Source organism: Pseudomonas cerasi (assembly GCF_900074915.1).
In the GTDB taxonomy this organism is placed as follows: Bacteria; Pseudomonadota; Gammaproteobacteria; order Pseudomonadales; family Pseudomonadaceae; genus Aquipseudomonas; species Aquipseudomonas cerasi.
Map to the genome: position 1 here is coordinate 55,303 of NZ_LT222315.1, position 23,768 is coordinate 79,070.

A 23,768-nucleotide genomic window follows, 5' to 3' on the forward strand; every position below is an offset into this window, starting at 1 on the left:
TTCACAATCCCTCTTTCTTGGTGTGAGTTTGAATATGTAGTTTGGGGGTCATTATACGCATGTTTTCCACATCGTAAACCGCTCCGGCTGGATGAACAGGTATGACGTGATGAATCTCAAATTGACCACGCCCTCCAACTTGCTCGCTCGGAATTGCAAATGGCGCAGTGCCTCCTTTAATCAGAGTATTATTTGATCCTTTGAATTGTTTTGACAACTCTAGATCAGCACCGACAGCGAGCCAGAAAGCTTTCCGAAAGTCTCTGAAGTTCTTGAACTCCTTGCCGCGAAGCTGATCAGCAATCTGCGATGGAATGGGAGCCCCTTCACCTTGCGATGCAGCCCCTAGCCAGATCCCCGATACAGGTTGACCGACACCTGTTGCAACGCCCGGATCTTCTCGCCGATCCCGGAACATCGTATAGATGGGTGGTAAACCAGAGTCTGCCGGAAAAACCGTAATGAAATCATCAAAACTGGCTTCTGAAACAGCCGGGAATGCATCTATCCTCCCTTCAACGGGCGTTACTGCAGCCCCCGTATACACGGGTGGAGCTGGCTGTTCAGCAGGCGATGTTGTTGAGCTATTCCCAAGACTGACAATCGGTGTCCAAATCAATATCCTGGGTGGTACATCTCCCGTCGTCACGCTATAGGTGTTCTGCTCTACATCAAGAACAGCTGATACCACTCTTACTTTCGACGATGCTGTCAAAGCATCGGTCTTGACAACAAAAACTTCAGACTGCCCATCTGCTGCTGTTTTAGAGCTAAGTCGAAATGGCAAATCAACAGTACCACCAGATGCCGCAATCGCTGGCAAGTCTTTACCAAGCTCAGGCGTCAGATCCGACAATGGTGTGTTGAAAGCATAACGCTCAGGTAACTCTCCGTTAGCCAGTTTGGGTGAATAGACCAAAGCTGACACGCCGACCAAAAGCCCCGAAGCCGTACCAGCGGCTAAATTAGTTAGCGCGGCAACAGCGGAGCGGATAGCTGCTTGCAAGGTAACTGTCGCCGCTTCGATAACGGCAATCGTTCCCGCAGCCGTCATGATAACGGGAGCGGTAGCTGAAAGCGGGCCAGGCGCACGGAATGTATTAGCTGTCCGAACGGCCTCTGCAGCAATACGAGCCTGCTCTTCGGCAATGCGTTTGGCTTCCGCAGCTGCTGCTTCATCAGCTAAGCGTTTGGCTTCCGCAGCCGCAGCTTCATCAGCCAAGCGTTTGGCTTCCGCAGCCGCTGCTTCATCAGCTAAGCGTTTGGCTTCTGCAGCCGCTGCTTCATCAGCCAAACGTTTAGCTTCTGCCTCTGCAGCAATGCGAGCATCCTCTTCAGCCTGCGCCGTAGCCACGGTCTGTAAAAGTGCAGCTGACTTTTCCGTGAGTATTCGGATCTTCTCCTCAATAATTTTCGCAGCATAGGCGGCGGTAGCTGACGCTTCCCAACTTTTGAAAACCTCGAGCGGGGTGCCACGATCTTGTCTTGATTGAAAGATATTTACAAAGTCTACTGCGCTTTTTTTAATTTCTACTGCCAACACATTTCTGCCAAAAAAAGCGCTAGCTGCTGCGTTGGCATTTGCCAGTTCTGCAGTGTTCTGCGTGATCAGGTTATCCACCACACTTTTTTCAGTTTTGGCCTTTTCAAGTGCGGATAAAGGATTGGGCCCGACTGCAGCAGCAATTTCTGCGTCAATGTCTGCCGGTAATTGCGGCAAATAGGCCGTAAAGGCTTGCTCAATGTTTCGTTGAGTAGTGGCTACCGTTGCCACCACAGAAATCGTGTACTGCTCACCTTTAATTCCTTGCTGACTAAAGAACTTATCAATTTCAGCGTCTGCAGGCACTTTACCGTCCCATGGCAGCGGCTTGGCAATCACACCACCTCCTGGAATAGGACCTGGAGGCTGAGGCAGTGGTGGATCAGGTGTAACGATGATAGGGGGCAGTGTAATCTCGTTCTGTGACATGTCTTTCTCCTTAATTTGTGGGTCACCTTGCAAAATCTCACTCTCAGAACGGATGGTATCGAGGCATGAGATAACTGTATATATATACAGTAAAAATGACGGTCGTCAACTCAGAGACCTATAGGCTTCGCATATCTGAAGACGGCGTAGGCAAAAAAGTGAAGTGGCGTAAACGGAGTTTGATCTTCAATACGTTGGGCCTGCTCGTGCTGCTAGAGGGTGTGCCGGCTGATTGGGACAACGTCGAAGCCTGGCTGCCCCCTGCAGCTGCAGGTGATGTTCTGGCATTAGCTCAATCATTCAGATCTGCTCAATCGCAATAGGAGAGGAGTGCCCTGGCTGTTTGGGCCTCGGTGCAGCTCGATCGTTGACAACCTCTGACGTGCGTTCCCTTCGCTGCGCTCAGGGCCGGGCTTTCGTGCTGCGCATCGAGCCAGGCCATGAAGCCGACCCGTCTCTCCCCTTCGGGCTTCAATCCTCGCGGGCATGAGCGAGCAGACAAGCGCAGGCGTTCGTCAGCAAAAAATCGAAGTGGATCAGGTGGCCACCGCGATGCATGAGATGGCATCCACGGTTCAGGAGGTGGCGCGTAACACCACCGATGCGTCAGCTGCTGCAACCCTGGCCGAAGAGCAGGCCCGTCATGGCGGCGCAGTGGTCAGGCAGGCCACGACGCAAATCAGCGAGCTCTCCCAGGCAATCGAAGAACTGGGTGGCGCCATGAGTGTATTGACTCAGGACAGTGAGAAGATTGGCAAAGTCATTGACGTGATCAAGGCGGTTGCCGAGCAAACCAACTTGCTGGCGTTGAACGCGGCCATCGAAGCTGCGCGTGCAGGCGAGCAGGGTCGTGGGTTTGCGGTGGTCGCAGACGAAGTGCGTTCACTTGCTCAGCGTACGCAAGACTCCACCAAGGAAATCGAAACGCTGATCCTTGCCTTGCAGCAAGGTACGCAAGCCGCCGCCACACTGATGGTATCCAGCCGCGAACGCACATTGGGCACTGTTGAACTGGCGCAAAAGGCCGAGCAGGCAATCACCCAAATCAACCACTCCATAGGCACGATTCAGGAAATGAGCCTGCAAATATCAACTGCCGCAGAGCAACAAAGTGCCGTGGCTGAAGAAATCAATCGCAGCATTCTCAGTGTTCGTGATGTGGCAGATCAGTCCGCGATAGCGAGCGAGCAAAGCGCAACGGCGACGATTGAGCTGGCGTCCCTGGGGCACGACTTGCAAAAAATGACTTCACACTTCAAGACGTGAAACGCAAGTTACAACCCAAAGACCGCTTACAAACGCCTGAGCTGAAACGGTGTTTCATTTTGAGAAAACGCCGAAATCCCACCTTCTTCGATATCAGCTTCCGGAGCGGAGCGATGACGCAGGTTATTGACAGTTCTGCGTAAGCTGGCACCGGTGCTGGAGATCGCCTCCCCGCTCATGTCCTTGACTGTTTTCGCCAGTTTGACGGTCTGGTCGGCAACATAGCTTGTGGTACTAGATGCGGTCGATTTCACCTTATCCTGTATAAACGACTCGGCTTTCTTAACCGCAGGGTCAGTCGCCAGTCCAGCGGTGGTCCAGCCTGCGAAAACGCCTACCGAACCCACCAGGTTGCTCAGCTGACTAACCGCAGCCTTGGTCGCCGGATCAGTGATATTTTTCGTCGCCATTTTCTGCAACTTACTTACCCCGGCGTAACCACCGGCTAGGGCCAGGCCATTTTTTGTCAGGCTGGTGGCCGACACCAGACTTCTCACCGCCTTGAGCCCGTCGGTCGCGACGTCCAGTGGCAGGCCGGCCATCCGCTTGCCCGCATTGAGCGCCGCACCTGAGTAGCTGGCCGACTTGATCGCTTTGTAAGCATCAAGCCAATCAGTTTCTTCACTCAACGCGGCCTTGGGCTCTTTATCTTTCATGCCAAGTACGAATGCCCCGCCACGCAGGTGATCGCGCGATTGCACACTGAGCATGCGGTCGCCAAAGCCTGCATTCGCAACCAAGCCACCCGCCGTAGATACGCCAAAATCAACAGCACCCTGCACCGACGGTCTGGACGCTAGTGCTGGAGCCAATACGGTACGCACCACATTTAGCGCCGAGAACGTCTGCACTGCAATCCCCATGTCCACAACCTGTCGACCAAGCGCAGGCGAGTGGCGCTTCACCGATGCGGCCATCGCATCATGCAACTTGTCCGGCGAAGTGCTCAGGTAATGCAGATCACCCCTCGCACGATCCATCATTTTGGTGCCCACCTGGTCCATGGCACCCGACAGCGCTCCGGAAATGAGCGGGGTCAGCGGCTTGAGCGGCGTTGGTAGCCAATCGCCCTTGTTGATCGCAGGCTGCATGTACTGAAGCACCGAGGCAGCGGCAAATGGCGTGTTCTCAAAAGCACTTGATGCGGTCGTCGCCAAACGGTCGAACTTTTCCGCCTTGGCGAATGTTTCGGCGATGGTTGCGGGGGTCTCCCCTTCGGAGTAAAGGCGGTTGGCGCGTGTCTCTACCAACGCATCGATCTGCTCGTTGTGTGCAAGAGCGGCATCACGCTCATCCGGTGAGCCTATTACCGAAAACCTGTGCGCAGCGAACACGTGATGTTTCAGATAATCGGTAATAGCTTGTAGATCGCGGCTCGAGGTAGTGCTGACAGACCGCACAGAACTCGAAGCAAGGGACGCGTCGGAAGCTGTCCGAAAACTCTCCATTGCAACGCCAGGCGGTTGTTGGGCGGATTGGTTGATGTGCATGGAAATTCTATCTCGGTCTACGGAAGTTTGAGCAGCTGTATCCTGAGTCAGGCTTGTCCGGAGCGAATGTTTGCGTGAAAGCAATACAGAGAAGTTTCGATCAAACAGCGCCAGAAACAGCGGAAACGTCAGGCTACACTCCAGTTGAACTGGATTTACAAAAAACTGTGTAGTCGCTGGGCCGTTAACGGTTCCATCGCTGCACTACCAGCTCGCCCAGTCGCGGGCTTTGGCAGTACCAAGTACCAGGGCGCGGTTTCGCGTCCGCCAAAGGCAGATAGGGAATCCGCAATGCTCGACGTAAATAACAGCACCGAATACGAGAAGGTTGCCCAGCAGGTCTACCAAGCGATTCTAGCCAGCGATGAGGTTGAGACGATGGAGGTACTGCATAACGTCCAAATCACCGGGCGTTCAGGCGTAGCTCACCAGATCGACGTGTACTGGCGCTACCTCAAAGACGGTGTAGAGCATCAGATACTGGTGGAGTGCAAATACTACAAATCCACCATCGCCCTCATCCACGCACGCAACCTGCTTGGCTTGCTCTCTGACATTCCCAACAGCCAAGGCGTCTTGCTCACCACTAAGGGGGTTCAGAGCGGCGTGGTGAACCTGTGCAACTTCTACGGAATAAGCCTCAAACGGCTTCGTGATCCCAAAGGCTCTGACTGGGATGGCTTTATACAGAAGGTCGAGATCGAAGGCATCCTTAGGCGGACTGAGTATGTCGATTTCGCTCTCAAGATTGATGGTAAGGATGAAGAGTCAATCGCCACGTTGGCAGGCGATAGCGGCGTCTCAGTGAACACCTTGGAGGCGCTTTTCCAAGACGGCACAGCTTCATCCCCCCAAGCCGTCGACCTCAATCCCGGCCTTTTTGGCATAGGCCTCGACCACGGTATAAATGCCGTTGACCTTGCCCCTGAAAAACGTATCCCTTGCCAGGTGCCTCAATAGCCGCAAGGATACGACATGACTAAGCCCAAGACAGACCGCGTTAAATACACCCTCGAGTTCAAGCTTGAGGCCGTGCGACTGGTTGATACAGGCCTGACGCTTGCTGCCGCTGCCCGCTCTCTGGGTATATCCGACCAGACCTTGTTCAACTGGGTCAAGGCGCATCGCCAAGGCAGGCTGACCGGCGCTGACATCAAGCCTGTCACTCCTGAGCAGATGGAGATAAGCCGTCTACGAGCCGAGCTGGCACGCGTCAAGATGGAGCGCGACATTCTGGAAAAGGCGACGGCGTACTTCGCAAAAGCATCCAGCTGAAGTACGCGTTCATTTTTACTCATCGCCGTCTCTGGCCTATCGGTGTGCAGTGCCGGGTGCTGGGCGTCAGTGCGACCGGCTTTCATTGCCACCAAGCTCGCTGTGCAGCTAATTGCCCTCAACGAGGTTTAAGCGACGCGGCCTTGCTCGTCCACATCCGCGCCATTCATGCCCGCAGTCGTGGCAGCTACGGCTGGCCTCGTATCTGGCGGGGTTTACTGGCCGATGGGGTCCGTGTCGGCAAACCGACCGGTCTGCACGCCGACCGCTACGAGTTCTGGCTGTACCGGCAGATTAGGAAGCGTTTGAACGAGAAGGCCGACACGCTTGCGCAAATGGACATCCCCTTCCTACGGCAGCCGGTGGACGCCCAGCTCGATGCGCTGACGCGGGAGCTGCGCGCGCAGTTGCTGGCATTCAACCGCGAGCTGAAGCGGGGCAAGCTGACGCACCTCACCTACGATAAGGACGCGAAGACGCTGATCTGGCACAAGCCCAAGGGCGAGAATCAGAAGGTGCGCGAGCAGTCGTTCTACGAGCAATTGCCGTACTGCGATGTTGCCGACGTATTCCGCTTCGTCAATGGTCAATGGTCAATGGTCAATGCCATTTTTTGTCCGCGTTGACGCCATTGCAGCCGCGCTATGCGAAGAAGGTGGCCGACGCCGATAGTTTGATGGCGGTCGTCATCGCGCAGGCGATGAACCACGGCAATCAGGTCATGGCACGCACCAGCGACATTCCTTACCACGTGCTAGAGACGACCTATCAACAGTACCTGCGCCAAGCATCGCTCCAGGCCGCCAACGACCGGATCAGCAATGCCATCGCCGCGTTGCCGATTTTCCCCCATTACTCGTTCGACCTGGATGCGTTGTACGGTGCCGTCGATGGTCAGAAATTCAGCATCGAGCGCCCAACCGTGAAGGCGCGCCACTCGCGCAAATACTTTGGCCGTGGCAAGGGTGTCGTCGCCTACACGTTGCTGTGTAACCACGTGCCGCTCAACGGCTATTTGATCGGCGCACACGACTTCGAGGCGCACCACGTGTTCGACATCTGGTATCGCAACACGTCGGACGTCGTGCCGACCGCGATTACCGGTGATATGCACAGCGTCAATAAGGCCAACTTCGCCATCTTGCACTGGTTCGGTCCACGCTTTGAGCCGCGCTTCACCAATCTCGAAGACCAACTCCAAGAATTGTACAGCGCCGATGATCCGGCGCTTTACGAGAAGTGCCTGATCCGGCCGGTCGGCCAGATCGATCAGCAGCTCATCATCAGTGAAAAACCGAACATCGACCAGATCGTTGCCACGCTAGGCCTCAAAGAGATGACGCAAGGCACGCTGATCCGCAAGCTTTGCACCTACACCGCGCCGAATCCGACACGGCGCGCGATCTTCGAGTTCGACAAGCTCATCCGTAGCATCTACACGTTACGTTACCTGCGCGATCCGCAGTTGGAACGGAACGTACATCGCTCGCAGAACCGCGTCGAGTCCTACCACCAGCTACGCTCGACCATCGCACAGGTCGGTGGAAAGAAGGAATTGACCGGGCGCACCGACATTGGAATCGAGATCAGCAACCAGTGCGCTAGGCTGATCGCCAACGCCATCATCTACTACAACTCGGCCATCCTGTCGCACCTGCTGACGAAGTGCGAAGCGAGCGGCAATGCCAAGGCCGTGGCGCTGATCACCAAGATTTCACCGGCGGCCTGGCGGCACATTCTGCTGAATGGGCACTACACCTTCCAAAGCGACAAAATGATCGACCTGGACGCACTACTGGCAGGGCTGGAGTTGGGGTGACGGAATTTTCTGGGGTTCCGGCTTACAACCCCTGAAAGGGGCAGAACGATGCCACGCAAGCGCTGCCACAACCTTTCGGCAGCAGCTATATCACGTAAACCTATGTATTCGATTATTGCCGCCAAATCGTTGTCCGCTGATTCTAGCCAGAAAATGGGTAGCATCAGGACGCTCGCCGATGGCGCAATCGTGCCAACCGCTCTGCCATCCTTCGCTCGACTTCATCATGCGGGATAGCAGGGCGAGAGTCGGCCAGACTTGCCTCCACCTTCGCGCGTAGCCAGACGGTGTAATTGGCCTCTAGCTCTTCAGTTTCAAACTCCGAAACGATAGGCGAACGATCAATCATAAGGATTTTCTCCATTTATCTCTGAGTGAGTTTACACCCGAGCGACTGACGAAGGAATTTTCGGCGGTTCCGGCGTGCAACCCCTTCTATGAGACGCCGCCCTTGTTGATCGCGTCGTTCAGCACTTTAGCCGAGACGAACTTGATGACTTTCTTGGCAGCGATTTCGATGGCGGCACCAGTCGAAGGGTTGCGGCCAGTGCGTGCTGGACGCTCTGCCACTTTCAATTTGCCGATGCCCGGTAGAGTGATTTCTGCACCGCTTTCCAGTTGGTCGGCAACGATCTGTCCCAATTGCTCAAGAGCCTTACGCGCGGTGGTTTTTGGCGCATCGATAGCTTCTGCAATACCGGCAACCAATTGGTCTTTCGTCAGAGCCATGGTGGTGTTCCTTCCCTATCAAATTCATTTGGATTGCAGAGTAAGGGGTCAGCTTGGGGCAGGCAAGAGCCCAGCTATCCAGTAGCAGCCCCCATTGACCGCGAAATGTAGAGACACGAACCAGGCTTGAGTTAGGTCCGAATACTCACTGACGTAGTACTGAATTCATACGCGCACTCCCCATCATGAACCATCCTCATGTTCTGTTTTTAAGGGGTCTCCGGCTTGCGGCCCCTGTGGGACCGCAGATATCTGATGTACACCATATTGCACACTCGAGGCGCGGCCATCAGCAGGCTGACCAACGGGGGCCTGAACGGGTGGGGTAGTGGGTGAACGATCTTGCCGAGGTGGTACGGACACAGCCTTACGGCTGGCCCTGAGAACGCTCACAGTGGCCGGTTGAGAGACTTCAGTGAGGATGTGCGTGTAGCTGGCCACCGTTCTCACCGAAACGCCGGCGAGTGTTGCAATGGCAGAACGTACCAGCGCCTTGCCCTGGTCCTGAAGCTGACGGCACGCGGCGCGTATCTTCGATTCTGTGGCTTTGTGCCGCAGTTCATGGGTGCGCCTGGCCGCCAGGCTCTGCCGCTCGGTGAGCGACAGGCTGCTATCGAGCTGCATTGCGCCTCGGTGGCAACGACGATCACCGGTGTAGCGATCCCACGTCCAGCGACCTACGGATTTGACCGTGGCGCGTATCGACGACAGCGGCAGGTTTTCCGAAAAACCCTGCTTTAGAAAGCTGTTGTGGTTGTAGGCATACGCATCGAGCGAGCGCATGAATGACTCGAACGAACCCAGCTCGCGCTCGCGATTGACGATGCTGTACGCAAAATAACGCAGCTGCTCGAACAGGATGCAGTGCCGCGAATGGCTGACCTGGTCAAGCTTGGGACCTGTGGCCCACGGCTTGACGGTCAACTCCACAGCGCTCGCCAGTTCGCCCAGTTCGTACACGTGGCTGTGAAATTCGGTCGTCTCCCACCAGGGGTGACCAGGTGTTTTGGCGACAGGGCCACCGTGGTAGTCCACGTCCGCGTCGAGGCGAGCGGCAAACGCGGCATAGATCGCCTTCATGTACTGAATCGGCTTGGTCCGTGCATTCTCGGTGGTGCACACGGACGGCACGGCATAGAACAACTGGGAATGGCCGCTTTTGCGGTTGCGCACCATCAGGTTCGGCGCGGGCAACCCGGCATCGTCCCAGGCCAAGGCGTTGGCATGGTCGAGGTCGAACACCAGCCACGACACCATGCCGGGGCGATTGACCTGCATATAGGGGTAACGCAGCGCGTATTCACGAGGGCGAACGCGGGTGGCGGTTTTGTCGTCGCTGCACCGTGCCATGTATGGCGCTTCCAGCAATAACCGGTTGAGCGCGGTGCCTTCTTCGAAGAAGCGTGCCGGCGGAAGGTGTGTGCTGCTGGCCAGCGCATCGGCGTTGGCCGTGTGCGAGGTCGCGAGGGAAGGGCTGATCGCGTGGTCGTGGCTCATGCTTCACCGCCTTGGCCAACTGGTTGGCCAACGCGGTGAAAGGGTGTGACGCAAGGGGTCAACTGGGGGGGCAGGGTGCTGTCATAGAGGTCGCACAGCAGCTGAAAAATCTTTTCCATAAGTCCACCGTTCAGCGGTGAACTGAAGGCTTCACTTTTGACGACTTGCACAAAGCCGCAGTGAACGCCATAATCAGCTCACGTTATGTGTGTTGAACAGGTGTCGATTGCTCATCTGGCCTGTTCAAGATTTTCCAAAAAGCCCCGCCGGCAAGCGGGGCTTTTTGGTTTCTGCGATTCGTGAATCTACATCGTCGCTTTCCTGCAAATAAAACTGTGCCGGATAGTAGCATGGGACCTCCGCTTTTCGCCCTACAAAATCCGTTGCTTTCAAAGAGCTAGGCCACTCATCAGCACGGAGTGGGACGCAGCTGGCCCAGGACGCGCAGGATTTCGTTTTCAAAGGCCACTTTCGATTCAAGGTCGGCCAGCCTTTTGTGACCCTCTGCAACGCACCTCAGCAAGCCCGGCAGGTGACCATGCTGGGGCGGCTCGTTGCCGTTCGTGACCAGGTAGCCTTTGTGGTACTGCGCGGCGATGTAACCCTGCGTTTCCAACGAGCGCAGCGCTTCACGCACAGGCATACGGCTGACCTGGAAGGCATTGGCGATGGCTTGCTGCGCAAGCCGTTCACCTGGTTCAAGTCGTCCGTCCATAATGGCTCCGCGAAGCGCTTCTTCTATGGTCTCGCGAGGCAGCGCTATAGGCTGTGCAATGCCGAGGGCAATGGTTTCGAGCACGTGCTGCGCGTGCAGTTTTTGCGTTCTGCGGTTACTCATTTACTTCTCCTTTTTACGCATGCGAACACAACCCTGCGCCGGAGCGCCTGACTCGGCGCGGCACAGGGTTGAGGTGTGATTTCTTAGGTGCCACCTCCTGGCCGGGAGGTGGCCTATCAGGCGGCTCAGTCCACGCTCATGCCGTCATCTTCATCCGGGGATGACAGCTCCGGTGTGCCGGCAGCGATGGCCTGCCCTTTGGGCGTGGTTTCAGCGACTTCCCGCTCAGGCGCGGTCGGTTGCGCAGACCATTCGCGGCGGTTGACCGTTTTGTCCGTGACAGTGCCGTCCTCTTCGATGACCTGCACCACGACAGGCTGGGTGCCCAGGTCTTGCAAACGTACCTGGTCGCCTTGCTTCAGATCTGCGTCGCCCATGGCCTCTTCCAGCCCTACGCCCCACACCGTGCGGGGCTTACCGCCCTCGGGCTTGAGCGTCACGAAGTAGCTCATCTGGTTGTCGTCATTGTGCTGATACGGTGCTTCCCCATGCTCGATCAGCGTGCCCTCGATGACTTTGCTCCTGGACGGGGCTGTCTGGCTCGTTGCTGCTTGAGGTGTCGGAAACAGACGCTCTTCCACCTCATTGACTATCTGGGCAGCCATCTCCGTGAGGTGGTCCAGATCATCGACCAACTTAGGCGAGTTTTCGACTTGCTTGTAAGTGGCGACGATGCTGGCCTTGAACGCTTCACGATAGCTGTCGTTTTCCATGTAAGACGTGAGCATGGCAGCGGCTTCAGGGGTCTTGTCATCCGCCGCAATAAGCCAGATGGCGTGGTCTTTACCTCGCAAGCCCATGACCGTATCAGAGGCTCTGACATCCGCTTCGGACATCGGAAAATCACGACGCCATTGTGCTTCAAGCCTGACCAGCTCGCTGGGGCTCTGCAGGTCCGGATCGTTGGCCCGACTGGTCTGCCCTTCAGCTGTGGCTGTTGCTGCGGGATCGGCAGTCGATTGCGCACGCTGCGCCTGCCATTGCGCAAAGGCCTGATCGCCCTTGGGCTCACCACGTTTTGGAATGCCCAGCGTGGTCGCCACCAGTTCGACTAACGAAACGCGCATCCGCTCTGGCACGAAGTCCAGCTCTTTGGTCAGTACCTGGCTAACCTGCTCAGCGGTTTTTCCTTCTCTATATAGCGCCTCGATTGTCACTGTAACGCCCAACTTATCCACCAGGTCCCGTATCTCCCGTGAGGAGTCATCAACGTGCCGAGGCAGGTCGTTGGCATTAGCCGGCGTAGGCTTTGCGGCTTCGGGGTTCACTGGTGCCGGCGCTGGGCTTGTGCCAGCTGAAGTACTCACCGGCTCAGGCGTGCTGGTCTGTGCCTCAGACGTGGCCGGCGCGGTGGAATCCACATCAGGGTGAGCACGCTGTGCCTGCCATTGCGCAAAAGCCTGGTCGCCTTTGGGCTGACCGCGTTCAGGAATGCCCAGGGTGATCGCCACCGTCTCCACGAACGCAATGCGCTCCGGCTCGGGAACAGTGTCGAGCTGGGTGGCCAGCGCCTGGCTAACCTGGTCAGCCGTTTTTCCTTGGCCATACAGCGCTTCGATAGGCACGGTAACGCCTAGGCGATCCGCCTGGTCCCGCACGTCCCGTGTGGCGTCATCAACGTGCCGAGGCAAGTCGGTGGCAGGACCAATGCTCTGGCCATCACGTTCGATGTCCAGCTCTGCACGGCGGTCAGCCAGGCTTTGGTTCATGGCCTTGTCGGTGAAATGCACGTCCAGGCCATTCTTGGCCACCGCCTCGATCACCAGCTTTTTGAATTCGGCGGTGCCGGTGATGGTCAGTGTGCTGCCGAACCGCTCCCTGGCCAGCTGGAGGGCCACGGACACCCCGGATTCGGTAATCCCCGTGCGGCGCATAGAGATTGTTTTGCCCGTGTCCACAAACAGGGTCTTGTCGGTCTGCTTGTCCAGGTAATGCACGTTCTGACTGAACTTGGCTTTGCGTGTGTAAAGGTCCTTGGCGCTGAGGTCGCGGGCCCGCTGACTGGCGGCGGCGGGATCAACCTGTTTGGCAAAGCGATCCATGACCCGCTTCACCCGGTCACGCACGCCTTCAGGGCCAGGCCCTCTGGCACCGCTGATGCTGAAGCCTGGGTCTTCTTTTTCGTCTTCTAACAGATTGCGTATGGCTGCACTGCCCATGAAATTCACCTCGGTGTTGGGTTTCGGGTTGTGGAACTGTTCACGCGCTTTAAGCCGTTCGAAGGTCAGCACGGAAACCAGCTGCGCCTTGTCTTGGCGGGTTAAGCGTTGATCGGAGAACACGGCGCGCCTGAGCGCGTAATACTGTTGATCGATCCGGCGTATTGCCCATCGATGCGCCGGGGCAATCTGGTTGTGCTGCGCTTCCCGCGTGAAATACGCGGCCACCGTCGAGGCCTGCCTGTTAACGGTCAGGGCCTTGATCGAGGCGCGCTTGAACACCAGCGCCTTGTCTGCGGGCCGTTTGAGCGGATCGAACAGCATCCGGGCGCGCTGCTCGATGTCAGCCACCGTCGCGACCCGATGCGGGTTCTTGGCGTAGGGCGGGACGACAGAGCCAGGCCGCCATTGGCGGGGAGGGCGAGGCTTGCCTGGAGCCCTGGGCCTACGCCCGACAGAAGATCGTCCAGGCGTTGCTGTCGCAGTCGCTGCCTTGGGCATCGACGTGACGGAAGGTGCTCTGTAGAACACCAGCGCGTTGTCAGAAGGCTTCTTGAGCGGATCAAAAAGGCGTCGGCCTCGCTCCTCGATGTCAGCGATGGTCGCGACGCGGTGCGGGTTCTTGGCATACGGCGGGACTACGCGTCCAGTTCGTACTCGGGCGTTTCGGGGCTTTCCAGCTCCGGTCCGGCGTCGGCCTGTAGCGCCTGCTGGCGTTGCTGTTCCCGTTGCTTCCTGAGAAACGGCGGCAGGCCCGCGTCCTCCTCTTCCTCGCTCAACTGTGGACCTGCTCCCTCTTCCTCTTCCTCGTCCTCCTCCTGGTACAGATGGTCGCAATCCAGAATCTCCTCCTGGTTGCGACTGTCCCAGGTGAACGTGTGCATCACTGGGCAGTAGCACCGCACCGTCACGGCTTCGGGCCGATCCGGCTTGCCGGTGATCTGCCACATCGCTGACGGACAGGTCTTGCAGGCCATCGGCAGGTGCGGCAGTGCGTCGCCCCGCAGTTTCAGCAGGACTTCGCTGGTGATCTCTCTGTCGTTGCCCGGTGTGTACGTTGTCATTGTGTTCTCCATGGACTTGGTAGAATTTCTGCTCGCGCTCAGCAAGCAACTGCTGACGCTCTTCTGGGCTGGCAGCCACATAACGCTTGCGAAACGCCGGTGTCGCCTTTTCCACATACTTGATTTCCATCGCCCGTTGCGGCCATTCAGTTAACCGCTGGGCAATGATCGCTTTATCAAGCGGCTCCTTTTTCAAGTCGCGCCTGACGATAAAGTCATCGTGAAAGATGGTTTCTTTGAGGTTGGTAAACTTCGCATCACCGGGCAACTTGACGGCCACGTACTCATTGTCTTTGCCCTGGTTGCGGATGCGCGTTTCACCGTAGGTGGCCGCCAACTCGTAGAACGCCTCACGGGTGGTCACGTTCTTTTCAATCACCTGCCTAACCAGCGTTTGCTTGAACTCCCGATTCTTACCGTAGAAGTCATCGCCCTTGTACCTGGACAGCACGCTTGCGGCATCAGCAATGTCTACCCGAACATGCTCTCTGGGTGACGCAAGGTTGTACTTCTGGTTTAGGTATTCCTGGAAAGCCTCAAAATACTTCTCATGATTCTTATAAAAGCCCACGGGGTTGGCTTCATTACCACTGAGCAAGTTAATGCGCGGCACGATCACATGAATATGCGGTTTGCGCTCGACAGGCTTGCCGGTCTTCTTGTCAGTTACCCATTTGATTTTCGGCAAATGCGCTTCTGCATAGAAATTGAATTCTTCCGCTTTATACGCATACATGAGAAACTGTTTAAATTCGGCTGTAACTGCTTTAAGTGTGGATTCAGCCACAGCGTCTTCACGAAAGCTAAGCGTGAACGTCAAGTAACGGTCCTGGCCGCGATCAGGGATGCTCTCATATATAGAACGGGTTAAATCGAGGTCGCCGGATATAACCAGGCGATGATCCAGTTCATCGCGAGTGAACTCACGCCCTGACTTATTGCCTTCTTCGAGATATTCCTGTGCGCCAGTGTTGTACCCACTGGGCCTAATCAGCATCAGAGACACCTGCCAACAGCAGGGCCTCGATGGCGGTCAACTTGTTCAACCAGAGGGTGTATGTCTTTTCAGAAATGACGCCACGGCGGTGTGCAGCATTCACCTGATGGGCCAACTGGTTAATGTTGTTGCTGGTTTTGTTATAGAAGAACAGCAGCCGGTGATAGTCCTGTGGCTTGGCCGCTTTAACATTGAAGGTGAGTTTCGCATTGATAAAAACGTCACGCAGGAACTCGGAAGTCGTCATGCCTGCTTCCTTGGTTTTCCTGAGTATCTCGGTGTGATCATCCTCACCCACACGCAGGGTCAGGACACGGGTCTTGGGGGGCTGCTCAGCCATGGGGCCTCCGACGATCAATGACGCAATTGATTTATCGACTGATGACAAACGACAAGCGCAGCGCTACCGCTCTGCGGGGTTTCAAAGGGGTTTCCCCTTTGGCACGGCGATGTATTCGGGGGGGCGCTTCATCCCCCCGTATACATCGGTAACGTGCCTGTTTTGCGAATTCGGATTTCGAGTACGGCTCCAGAAGACAAGTGCACACTGCATTTGCACTGCACTCGCACTGCAAAATAACTGCACCTACACTGCATCACACTGCACTTTCACTGCATTATCAGTGCACGTGCACTGCACCTCACTGCATTTGCACTGCATCTTCACTGCACCTACACTGCATTGCACTGCACTTTCACTGCATCCCCACTGCAAACCCTGATGAAAAGGAACATTTATGGCCAAATCAACCATTGCTGACACCCTAAACAGAATGGCCAACGCACAGAACGGTCGCAGTGTGGCCAGCCGCCTGCGTGACATTTTCCCTGACATCGAAAGAGCGCTTGAGGCAGGGGTGAGCCGCACAGCCATTCTGAAAGCGCTAGAAGATGATGGATTGGCAATCACCATGAAAACATTCGAAAGCGCTCTGTACAGAATCCGCCGTAGCACTAAGATAAGTGAGGCAAATACAGGCATCGCTGGAAGTTCAGAATCACGTAGTGCGAGTCAGAAACTAACAACATCTCAACAGCCTGAAGGTAAGCCTCACCCTTTCGCAGGGCTCGGCGGTAACGGCAGAGACAGCAATGCAGTGCACCACTCTGTACCTGACAAAGACCGAATATACGGACGAAAATAGTCAGAAAAGGGGTGAACTCACCCCTTTTTACTCATCAGCTCTAAGGAAACTCTGAAAAAGACTTCCAAATCTGGTGAAATACGCCAGTCCCAAGCACTGAACGGTTGAGTCCCGATGAAGCAGATGTCCTTCGCTGACGCCGAATACGCTGGCAAACGCAAACAAACCCGCCGTGAACGCTTCCTGATCGAGATGGATCAGGTCGTGCCCTGGAATGGCTTGGTCAAACTGATCGAGCCACACTATCCAAAGGGCGAAGGTGGTCGCCCTGCCTATCCGTTGATGGCGATGTTGCGGGTTCATCTGATGCAAAACTGGTTCGGCTACAGCGATCCGGCCATGGAAGAATCGCTCTACGAAACCACAATTCTGCGACAGTTTGCAGGACTGCACCTGGATCGGATTCCGGACGAAACCACGATCCTCAATTTCCGCCGACTGCTGGAGAAACATGAGCTGGCCGGTGGGATTTTGCAGGTCATCAATGGCTATTTGGGCGACCGTGGTTTGTTGCTGCGCCAGGGCACCGTGGTCGATGCAACGATCATCCATGCGGCGAGTTCGACCAAGAACGAGGACGGAAAACGTGACCCTGAAATGCACCAGACGAAGAAAGGAAATCAATATTTCTTCGGGATGAAAGCGCACATCGGTGTCGATGCCGAATCCGGTTTGGTGCATAGCGTGGTGGGCACGGCGGCGAATGTAGCTGACGTAACTCAGGTCGACCAGTTACTGCACGGAGAAGAAACTTACGTCTCTGGCGACGCGGGCTACACCGGTGTCGAAAAGCGTCCCGAGCATCAAAATCGCCAAATGATATGGTCGATTGCAGCGCGGCCCAGCAGTTATAAAAAGCATGCAAAGGAAAGTCTGATCGGGCGCATGCGTCGCAAAATCGAATACGCGAAAGCTCAACTGCGCGCCAAGGTTGAGCATCCGTTTCGAGTGATCAAACGCCAGTTTGGTTATACGAAAGTACGCTTCCGAGGCCTGCTGAAAAACACTGCGCAGCAGACCACGCTATTTGCTCTGTCCAATCTGTGGATGATGCGAAAACGACTGCTGAATACAGGAGAGGTGCGCCTGTAATGTGGACAATTGACGCTAAAAAGCGCTTGTCCGAAGAAAAAAGAGGAGTTGGGCGAGGCAAAGGTCTGATTTTCGATTGAAACGACGTTTTTTGAAACTTTGAAGCAACGGGAGGGTTAAAAAGTCTGCCTACTTCAGACCTTCCCTAACACCTGCTTTTTAACATTACTGGGCAACCTATCAATAGCCTGACTCTGTTTTTTTGATTCTCCATACCAATAGTTGGCGTTTTCCTGACTGTCCTGCGCAAAATCATACAACATCACCCCCCCAACAGAGGCCGTCATCACAGTTAAAGCAAGGGCAACAGAAAGACAAACATTCGTAATTAACAGCTTGGTATCTCGCAAACTCGCTGACAGTTCGTTTATTTTGCCTTCCGCCTTTGCAGCCACTGATTGCAGCGCCTGAGTAGACCCCGTCAATACAGCAGAGGTATCAGCAACCACAATTTCCTTGATACGTTGATGCGCATTTTCAATTTCAAGTTTGGTTAAGGCACTCAACATGCCTTTGGTCTCGTCTCGTAAAGACCCTACAGTCCTTTCCGAATCTTCAACAGCGAGCACAATTTTCTCAATGACCGTATTCATCGCGCGTGGAACATCACGAACCACCTCTTCCAGTGAATCACTCACACTGTCGAGCATCATCTTATTGGCAAGCACTACGGAAAAGATGGGATCTTTTTCGGACAGGCGAATCCCATGCTCGGAGAATACTTCATTACGAATTTTATGATTCAGCTCTTTATCATTCATTCGAGTTTCCATCCTCACGGGAAAAAACCACATCCAATTGACGATAAACATCATTAAACACATTGAATATTCTTGACTTAGGCATCAAGCCAAAATCAGTGGAGACTTTAACTTCACGGTAAGTCATGTGCCGCTCAGTCATCAGTCGAATATCAGTAATAAAGTCATCACCATTTCTTTGAACGATTGTGACAACCCCTTGAATGATCGGCAAGGCCTCTTGAAACCATTCATTCTGCTCCAGGGTTTTGCCATCAAAAGTAGGCTTACCCCAAAACTCGTTTACCCAAACAACAATTTTTGCATTGGATTGGGTGCTTCGCACCAGGTCAATCAAGGAAATTAGTCCGGCTGCCGTGTCGTCTTTCGATTGGCCACCGGTGACGACACAGTGTATGAATACCTGTTTACCGTATTCCTGCATTGTTTCAAGAACACAATTGGATTTTATGAACTGCGCGAACGGTAAAAACGTCGAGGCTCCGTTATCGACAACCGACACCCTGTCGCTCAGCAGAATGGACTCAAAGAGCGGATCAAAAAGGCGCTGCATCACGATCCCGTCTTCAGCAATTTTGATCAGTTGAACGTTTAACGCAGCAATTTGGTAAAAGGTGCTGTTTACCGGGTCAGTATCCCCGCACGCTGGCTCATGGCCGCGTTCAATCATGTACTGCGCGAGAATGGATGACGCGAAGGACTTACCCACGCCGCCTTTCCCTTGAAGAATCCAGTGGGTAGTATTTTCCATCGGCATAAGGTTGTTCATAGTGTTTCCTATGGTCGAGTTGAGGCGATCAATCGCCTGAATAGAATGGTTTGTGGCGTAGAGTTTCAACACCAAGGGCGCGGCCCTTGTCATCCCGCAACGGCCGCGTTGACCTCGGGAGCGCGGGGTGGTGAAGCTACCCCACACTCCCAAGGTGAGCCTTTTCTGAACGAGGTAGCGTCAAGTGTGCGCTGCGCCCGTGCTTCCGTTCGCCGCGACGATAGAGCGCGTCACGACGAGCCGGGAGCGCGGCACCTGACGTGTCCGAGAACGAAAGAGGGTGTGGTACTGGTACGGCGGGTTGAAGACGATCAGCCCTGATGACTGTTTGCGTCGGCGTCATCAGTGTTGAGCTGAGCCATTTCCAGTAACGCTGGCGGGATTGTCTCAACCGCCCAGTCCGCCTCAAAGGGTGGTACCAGGTTACGCTGTTCAGCGATACACAGGCATTGCAGTAGCGTCGCCAGGGAGACACCCAGGCTTGTTCCTGCACGACTGTCCTGGAACTCAAATATGGCCCCTAGATCTGGAGCCAAAGGCGCTGACGTTGCACCGTGGTTCATATGATTCCCCTCTTGGTCGCAATTTCTCTAGCCACCGCCAGAAGCTTTTCATTGCGCTGTGCTTGCTCGGGTGAGACATGGATCAGCGCCTCGAACCGATCCGGGTCGAAGATGATCTGTTTTTCGTACACTTTGGGAGCCTTGGCAGCCTCATTGGTCCGTGTGAAGTCCCGGACTCGAAGCTTGAGCGTTTCGACCAAGCTTGCGTCTTCGTCATCGACTTTCACGCGGTGGTGCAGGCACTGCAGTTCAAGCTTGAACCACTGATGCCCCTTCACCAGCTGCCCCTCCGAAGTGATCCTGGCTGATGGCACCTTTGTGCGAATACCTTCAGCAAGCTCAACATTTTTACCAACGTACTGACCAAACAAGCTCTGGACTGGGCCGAAATAGGCAATCATCCAGGGCAGGTTGCGCAGGTGTGCACCTGTGTACAGATGGCCCTCAGAGTCCAGCCATTGATCAAGCATGTCACCGGCGAATTTGTCAGAGAACGAAAATCCGAAGTCACTGCGCAAGATCAGCACAATCCGGTCGAACTCGTTGATGGCCAAGTCGGTCAACTCCCGAGAAACAGGCCCCGGTGCACGGCGACTGTCAGGTCCACGGCCACTCGCTTTGAGCTTGTAGGGACAGAATTCAAGATCGAGCCGATTGAAAGCAAAGCCCTTCATTTCACTCCCAACGTGACTCCCGTACCGCCGGGCACCTCCGGGAGTTTCCTTGTAAACGCCCTTGAGCTGGATGGCGTTGTCGCAGTAGGGGCAAACCGCAAAATGGCGGTCATCTCCTCGCTGTTGACCTGGCTGGAACCACGGATGACGCCGCCCTAACCACTCTTCGACATTTTCCTTAGTGACCTTGTAGGCTGGATGCCTTCCTGGCGTAACCTTAAAATGTGCAACCATCGTACTTCTCCACCCGTGCCCACCAATGCTCCGACAAAGGTGCCATGACTGATTGCTGCTGAGCAAATCTTAGAGCTTCCATGACATTGCCATAGGTCAGGGTCAGCCTCTGCCCTGATGCGCTTTCCAGTTCGAATACCAAGGAGCATGCGCAACCTTCTCCTGAATTTTCGGTGACACCGATCAGCCGAGCCACCGGTGGGCAGTTTGAGTTTTGGTTCATGACAGTTCTCCTGGGTCGATGCTTGAACGGCAGATGTTCCACGACGCTAGAACCCGTCACGGCGTGACGGGTACCGAGGAGGGCTAAACCATCATCCATGTGAACCGGTAGGGGTCCATGAACGGGATATTGTCGTCACCGCCGTCAAAATCCCCAGCGGGTTGCGGTGCAGACGCTTTGGCCTGTGCTTGCTTACCTGATGCACGTGGCGGTTTTGATGCGGCTTTCCCTTTGCCGGACGGTTTTTCCGGTGCCGCCTGCTGGGGGGCTTGCTGCTGAGTGGGTTCCTGATGATCACTGCCGCCGCTACCGTGGCCGTTCTGGCCTTGTTGTGAGTCGCCCTGTGGACGGCCACCGAGCAGCTGCATGGTGCCCTGCATGTCCACGACGATTTCCGTTGTGTAACGCTTCACCCCGTCCTTTTCCCATTCGCGGGTTTGCAACTTGCCCTCGATGTAGACCTGCGAGCCCTTGCGCAGGTATTCGCCGGCGATTTCTGCGATCTTGCCAAACAGCGACACGCGGTGCCATTCGGTCTTCTCGACCTTCTGCCCGCTCTGCTTGTCGGTCCATTGCTCGCTGGTGGCCAGGCTCAGGTTGGTTACCGCTGTGCCGTTGGGCAGGTAACGACAGTCAGGGTCTTGTCCGCAGGTGCCTACCAGGATCACTTTATTGATGCCACGCGCCATGATTGCGCTCCTTCTTCAATGAGTTCTTTAAGGGGTGTCTTCGTTCGGATCAAACACGAATATCGTGCTCAGAAGCTTTCGGCCTAGGGCTGTGGACTGCTCAGCTGGGCCCAGCAGCAATGCCGTTGAACCGTCTGCCGACAACTCAAACTCTGCAAAGCAGTTGTCGCAATCCACTGGACGCCAGGTCATTTCCCACGCTCTGACGTTGACGATATCCACGGTTGCGGGTGTTTCACAGTTGGGGCAGTGCGCCGTCATCGTGTCACCGTCTGGCCACTGCGCCGCCTTGGGCTGTTGTTCTTCAGGCATAGCTAATGCTTCCTTTAGAAAGAGGGGTCATGCGCGCGTGGGTTTGCGGCTGAACACGAATTCCAGCTTGGCTTCGTGGTTGAGCTTCAGTGCCGCGTCAAAGGACTTGCCGGTTTTCTTGCTGTGAAAGCCCTTCAGTACGCCGGTCTTGCCCGTCGTCAGCAGCGCCTCGATCTGGCCGGGGGACAGCATCTTGCCGCTGACTTCCGGGTAGAACTTGAACACGCAGGCGCGACAGCCGATCACTCGCGGGGTGACGGCCAGGTCACTGCCGCACATGGGACACTGAGCGTTCAGGCTGTCCAGTACCGGCTTACCGTCGCCCTGCACGTTGCCCAGGTCGATGTTTTGCACCTGGTCTGCAATGAAGGCCTCCAGTTCGTCCAGGAACGCGTCCACGCTCAGTTCACCGGCCTCGATCATCTGTTGCTGTTCATGCCAGAGCGCGGTCATGTCCGGCGTAGTCGCGATATCAGGCAGCGCGGCGATGAACTCCAAACCCAACGGGGTGGGGATCAGTTTTTTCTTCTCTACCGCGTAGAAGCCACGCTCCTGGAGCTTGGCCAGCACCGCGCCACGGGTAGCGGGGGTGCCGATGCCGCCGTTCTCGCCTTTCTTGCCCTGGTCACGGTCGATCAGCAGCTGCTTGATGCGTGGGTCTTTCACATATTTAGCGACCCGCCGTAGGTCCTTGAGCAATTCGGCTTCGGTGTAGAGCGGCAGGGGCTTGGTCTTTTCCTTAACTACCGTGATGCCGTCACATACCCCGGCGTCACCGACTTTCAGACCCGCCAGCGCATCGAAGGGGCTTGCCACCTCGGCGGCGTCCGACCCGTCTTCCTCTTGCTCGTTTTCTTCAGTGACCTGCGCCGTCCAGCCTGGCTGCGTCACTTTGGTGGAGCGTGCAACGAAGGTGTGTCCGTTCACGCCAAAACGCACTTCGGCACTGAGGTAGCGTTTTTCGGGCAAGAACTGCGCGACGTAGCGTTTGACGATAGCCAGGTACACGGCGCGTTCATCGGCGCTCAGTTGGGCGATGTCGATCTTCACCGCCGTGGGGATGATCGCGGTGTGGGCCGAGACCTTGCTGTCGTCGAAAGCCCGGCTTTTGCGTTCCGAATTCACCTCGGTGAACATCCCGGCCAGGTCCGGCAGGGCCTCGCTCAGCAGGCTCAAGGTCTGCGGGGCCTCGCCAAATTGTTCGTCGGTCAGGTAACTGCAATCCGAACGGTTATAGGTGATGGCCTTGTACTTCTCACGCAGCGCCTGGGTCAGTGCCAGGGTCTTTTCAGCATCGATGCTGTGGGTCTTGCTCATGTACACCTGCAGGTCGAGCAACGCGAACGGCAATGGCGCCGGCGTTTGCTTCTCTTCCACGCGGGCCTCGATCACGGCTGCAGCTTTCTGCCGGCACGCGTCGGCCACGTTGGTGGCGTAGGCCTCGTCAATGATCCGGTTCTTGTCATCGATCGGGGCATCGGCGGCCACCACGAGGCGGGCCTGCGCACGACTGCTACCAAAGGCCAGGCTTGCCGCAACCGTGTAGTAAAACGCACTGGCGTGACTCTTGTTCGCCAGGTAGCGATTCACGATCAGACCCAGGATCGGGGTTTGGACACGGCCCACCGACAACACGCCTTTAACGCCCTTGGCCCTACCGGCCAGGGTGCAGGCGCGGGTCATGTTGAACCCGTACAACTGGTCGCCGATGCTGCGGGCCAGAGCTTTCTGGAACAGGCCGTAAAACTCGCGGTTGTCGCGCAGCCCCTCCAACGCTTTGCGGGCAGCGTTGGCGTTCATGTCGTTGATCAGGATGCGTTTGACCGGCGCGGTGTTGCCGAAATGCACCAGGACCTCATCGACCAGCAACTGGCCTTCGTCGTCCGGGTCACCGGCGTGGACGATTTCTGAGGCGCGACCGATCAGCTGCTGGACCACTTTGAGCTGGTCGCGGGTGCGCGCAATCGGCTGGTACTTGGCCGGACGCAGCTTCAGGGGCAGGTCGGCCTGGACCCAGTTTTTATAATCAGGGTTGTGCACCTCAGGTGGGGCCAGTTCGAGCAGGTGGCCCACGCACCAGGTGACGATATCGTTGCTGCCGCACTCGAAATAGCCGTCCTTGCGTATGACGGTGCCCAGCGCCTCGGCAATGACCTGGCCCAGGGCAGGCTTTTCCGCAATGAATACTCGCATGGTGTTC

At 55.9% G+C, this 23,768-nt stretch carries 20 protein-coding genes and 5 pseudogenes; 8 read left to right on the forward strand and 17 right to left on the reverse strand.

The window, feature by feature from the left end; genetic code table 11:
• Window position 1: 1 nt before the first annotated feature.
• Window positions 2-1,972, reverse strand: a complete 1,971-nt coding sequence (locus PCPL58_RS01205) for an S-type pyocin domain-containing protein (protein ID WP_083188285.1) — start codon at window positions 1,970-1,972, stop codon at window positions 2-4.
• Window positions 1,973-2,184: 212 nt separating this feature from the next.
• On the opposite strand from PCPL58_RS01205, the pseudogene PCPL58_RS32865 reads away from it, so the two are divergent.
• Window positions 2,185-2,295 (forward strand): annotated as a pseudogene (locus PCPL58_RS32865) (TrfB-related DNA-binding protein); the annotation flags it as partial.
• Between the two features lie 238 nt (window positions 2,296-2,533).
• Window positions 2,534-3,238 (forward strand): methyl-accepting chemotaxis protein, encoded by a 705-nt coding sequence (locus PCPL58_RS01215; RefSeq protein ID WP_414860601.1) that lies wholly within the window; start codon window positions 2,534-2,536, stop codon window positions 3,236-3,238.
• A 26-nt stretch (window positions 3,239-3,264) separates the two neighbouring features.
• Here PCPL58_RS01215 and PCPL58_RS01220 read toward each other — a convergent pair whose 3' ends face one another.
• Window positions 3,265-4,638, reverse strand: a complete 1,374-nt coding sequence (locus PCPL58_RS01220; protein WP_060413324.1) for a hypothetical protein — start codon at window positions 4,636-4,638, stop codon at window positions 3,265-3,267.
• 381 nt (window positions 4,639-5,019) lie between these two features.
• On the opposite strand from PCPL58_RS01220, the pseudogene PCPL58_RS32290 reads away from it, so the two are divergent.
• The 3 pseudogenes from PCPL58_RS32290 to PCPL58_RS01235 all read left to right on the forward strand — a co-directional run.
• A pseudogene (locus PCPL58_RS32290) lies at window positions 5,020-5,319 on the forward strand (restriction endonuclease); the annotation flags it as partial.
• A gap of 384 nt (window positions 5,320-5,703) precedes the next feature.
• A pseudogene (locus PCPL58_RS31640) lies at window positions 5,704-6,248 on the forward strand (transposase); the annotation flags it as partial.
• A pseudogene (locus tag PCPL58_RS01235) lies at window positions 6,243-7,822 on the forward strand (Tn3 family transposase); the annotation flags it as partial. The pseudogenes PCPL58_RS31640 and PCPL58_RS01235, both read left to right, overlap by 6 nt.
• Window positions 7,823-7,854: 32 nt before the next feature.
• On the opposite strand, the pseudogene PCPL58_RS31850 reads toward PCPL58_RS01235, so the two are convergent.
• From PCPL58_RS31850 to PCPL58_RS31865, 7 genes and pseudogenes are all read right to left on the reverse strand, one after another.
• A pseudogene (locus PCPL58_RS31850) lies at window positions 7,855-7,986 on the reverse strand (type II toxin-antitoxin system RelE/ParE family toxin); the annotation flags it as partial.
• The gene (relB, locus tag PCPL58_RS31855) at window positions 7,986-8,171 is read right to left on the reverse strand and encodes a type II toxin-antitoxin system RelB family antitoxin (protein WP_080439133.1); all 186 of its coding nucleotides are present in this window, start codon (window positions 8,169-8,171) and stop codon (window positions 7,986-7,988) included. The gene relB and the pseudogene PCPL58_RS31850, both read right to left, overlap by 1 nt.
• Window positions 8,172-8,257: 86 nt before the next feature.
• Complete coding sequence (locus PCPL58_RS01245) at window positions 8,258-8,551, reverse strand: HU family DNA-binding protein (protein ID WP_044425124.1); 294 nt, start codon at window positions 8,549-8,551, stop codon at window positions 8,258-8,260.
• Window positions 8,552-8,734: 183 nt separating this feature from the next.
• Window positions 8,735-10,048 (reverse strand): replication initiation protein, encoded by a 1,314-nt coding sequence (locus PCPL58_RS01250; protein ID WP_065348647.1) that lies wholly within the window; start codon window positions 10,046-10,048, stop codon window positions 8,735-8,737.
• A gap of 409 nt (window positions 10,049-10,457) precedes the next feature.
• Window positions 10,458-10,886 (reverse strand): GntR family transcriptional regulator, encoded by a 429-nt coding sequence (locus PCPL58_RS01255; protein ID WP_060409988.1) that lies wholly within the window; start codon window positions 10,884-10,886, stop codon window positions 10,458-10,460.
• Window positions 10,887-11,011: 125 nt separating this feature from the next.
• The gene (locus PCPL58_RS31860) at window positions 11,012-13,546 is read right to left on the reverse strand and encodes an LPD7 domain-containing protein (protein ID WP_331716483.1); all 2,535 of its coding nucleotides are present in this window, start codon (window positions 13,544-13,546) and stop codon (window positions 11,012-11,014) included.
• Window positions 13,547-13,683: 137 nt separating this feature from the next.
• Entirely contained in the window at window positions 13,684-14,109 is a 426-nt protein-coding gene (locus PCPL58_RS31865) for a hypothetical protein (protein WP_065348611.1), read from the reverse strand.
• 220 nt (window positions 14,110-14,329) lie between these two features.
• On the opposite strand from PCPL58_RS31865, the gene PCPL58_RS31870 reads away from it, so the two are divergent.
• Entirely contained in the window at window positions 14,330-14,605 is a 276-nt protein-coding gene (locus PCPL58_RS31870) for a hypothetical protein (protein ID WP_065348612.1), read from the forward strand.
• Between the two features lie 490 nt (window positions 14,606-15,095).
• Here PCPL58_RS31870 and PCPL58_RS01285 read toward each other — a convergent pair whose 3' ends face one another.
• Entirely contained in the window at window positions 15,096-15,446 is a 351-nt protein-coding gene (locus PCPL58_RS01285) for a plasmid mobilization protein (RefSeq protein ID WP_002556109.1), read from the reverse strand.
• 397 nt (window positions 15,447-15,843) lie between these two features.
• Here PCPL58_RS01285 and PCPL58_RS01290 point away from each other — a divergent pair, with 397 nt between their 5' ends.
• Together PCPL58_RS01290 and PCPL58_RS01295 are read left to right on the forward strand one after the other, a co-directional pair.
• Complete coding sequence (locus PCPL58_RS01290) at window positions 15,844-16,251, forward strand: hypothetical protein (protein WP_004666948.1); 408 nt, start codon at window positions 15,844-15,846, stop codon at window positions 16,249-16,251.
• Window positions 16,252-16,365: 114 nt separating this feature from the next.
• A complete protein-coding gene (locus PCPL58_RS01295) occupies window positions 16,366-17,343 on the forward strand; it encodes an IS5 family transposase (protein WP_065348561.1) in 978 nt (325 codons plus the stop codon).
• Window positions 17,344-17,477: 134 nt separating this feature from the next.
• Here PCPL58_RS01295 and PCPL58_RS01300 read toward each other — a convergent pair whose 3' ends face one another.
• The 7 genes from PCPL58_RS01300 to PCPL58_RS01330 all read right to left on the reverse strand — a co-directional run bounded on the left by PCPL58_RS01300 (window position 17,478) and on the right by PCPL58_RS01330 (window position 23,761).
• Window positions 17,478-18,104, reverse strand: coding sequence for a hypothetical protein (locus tag PCPL58_RS01300; protein ID WP_065348614.1), 627 nt, complete (start codon window positions 18,102-18,104; stop codon window positions 17,478-17,480).
• Window positions 18,097-18,966, reverse strand: a complete 870-nt coding sequence (locus PCPL58_RS01305; RefSeq protein ID WP_004662055.1) for a nucleotide-binding protein — start codon at window positions 18,964-18,966, stop codon at window positions 18,097-18,099. The genes PCPL58_RS01300 and PCPL58_RS01305 overlap by 8 nt, the downstream gene beginning before the upstream one ends.
• 466 nt (window positions 18,967-19,432) lie before the next feature.
• Window positions 19,433-20,344 (reverse strand): hypothetical protein, encoded by a 912-nt coding sequence (locus PCPL58_RS01315; protein ID WP_157893870.1) that lies wholly within the window; start codon window positions 20,342-20,344, stop codon window positions 19,433-19,435.
• Window positions 20,328-20,567, reverse strand: a complete 240-nt coding sequence (locus PCPL58_RS30460; protein WP_157893871.1) for a hypothetical protein — start codon at window positions 20,565-20,567, stop codon at window positions 20,328-20,330. The genes PCPL58_RS01315 and PCPL58_RS30460 overlap by 17 nt, the downstream gene beginning before the upstream one ends.
• An 83-nt stretch (window positions 20,568-20,650) precedes the next feature.
• Window positions 20,651-21,256 (reverse strand): single-stranded DNA-binding protein, encoded by a 606-nt coding sequence (locus tag PCPL58_RS01320; protein ID WP_065348617.1) that lies wholly within the window; start codon window positions 21,254-21,256, stop codon window positions 20,651-20,653.
• 27 nt (window positions 21,257-21,283) lie between these two features.
• Entirely contained in the window at window positions 21,284-21,568 is a 285-nt protein-coding gene (locus PCPL58_RS01325) for a hypothetical protein (protein ID WP_065348618.1), read from the reverse strand.
• Between the two features lie 27 nt (window positions 21,569-21,595).
• Window positions 21,596-23,761 (reverse strand): type IA DNA topoisomerase, encoded by a 2,166-nt coding sequence (locus tag PCPL58_RS01330; protein ID WP_065348619.1) that lies wholly within the window; start codon window positions 23,759-23,761, stop codon window positions 21,596-21,598.
• Window positions 23,762-23,768: the final 7 nt, after the last annotated feature.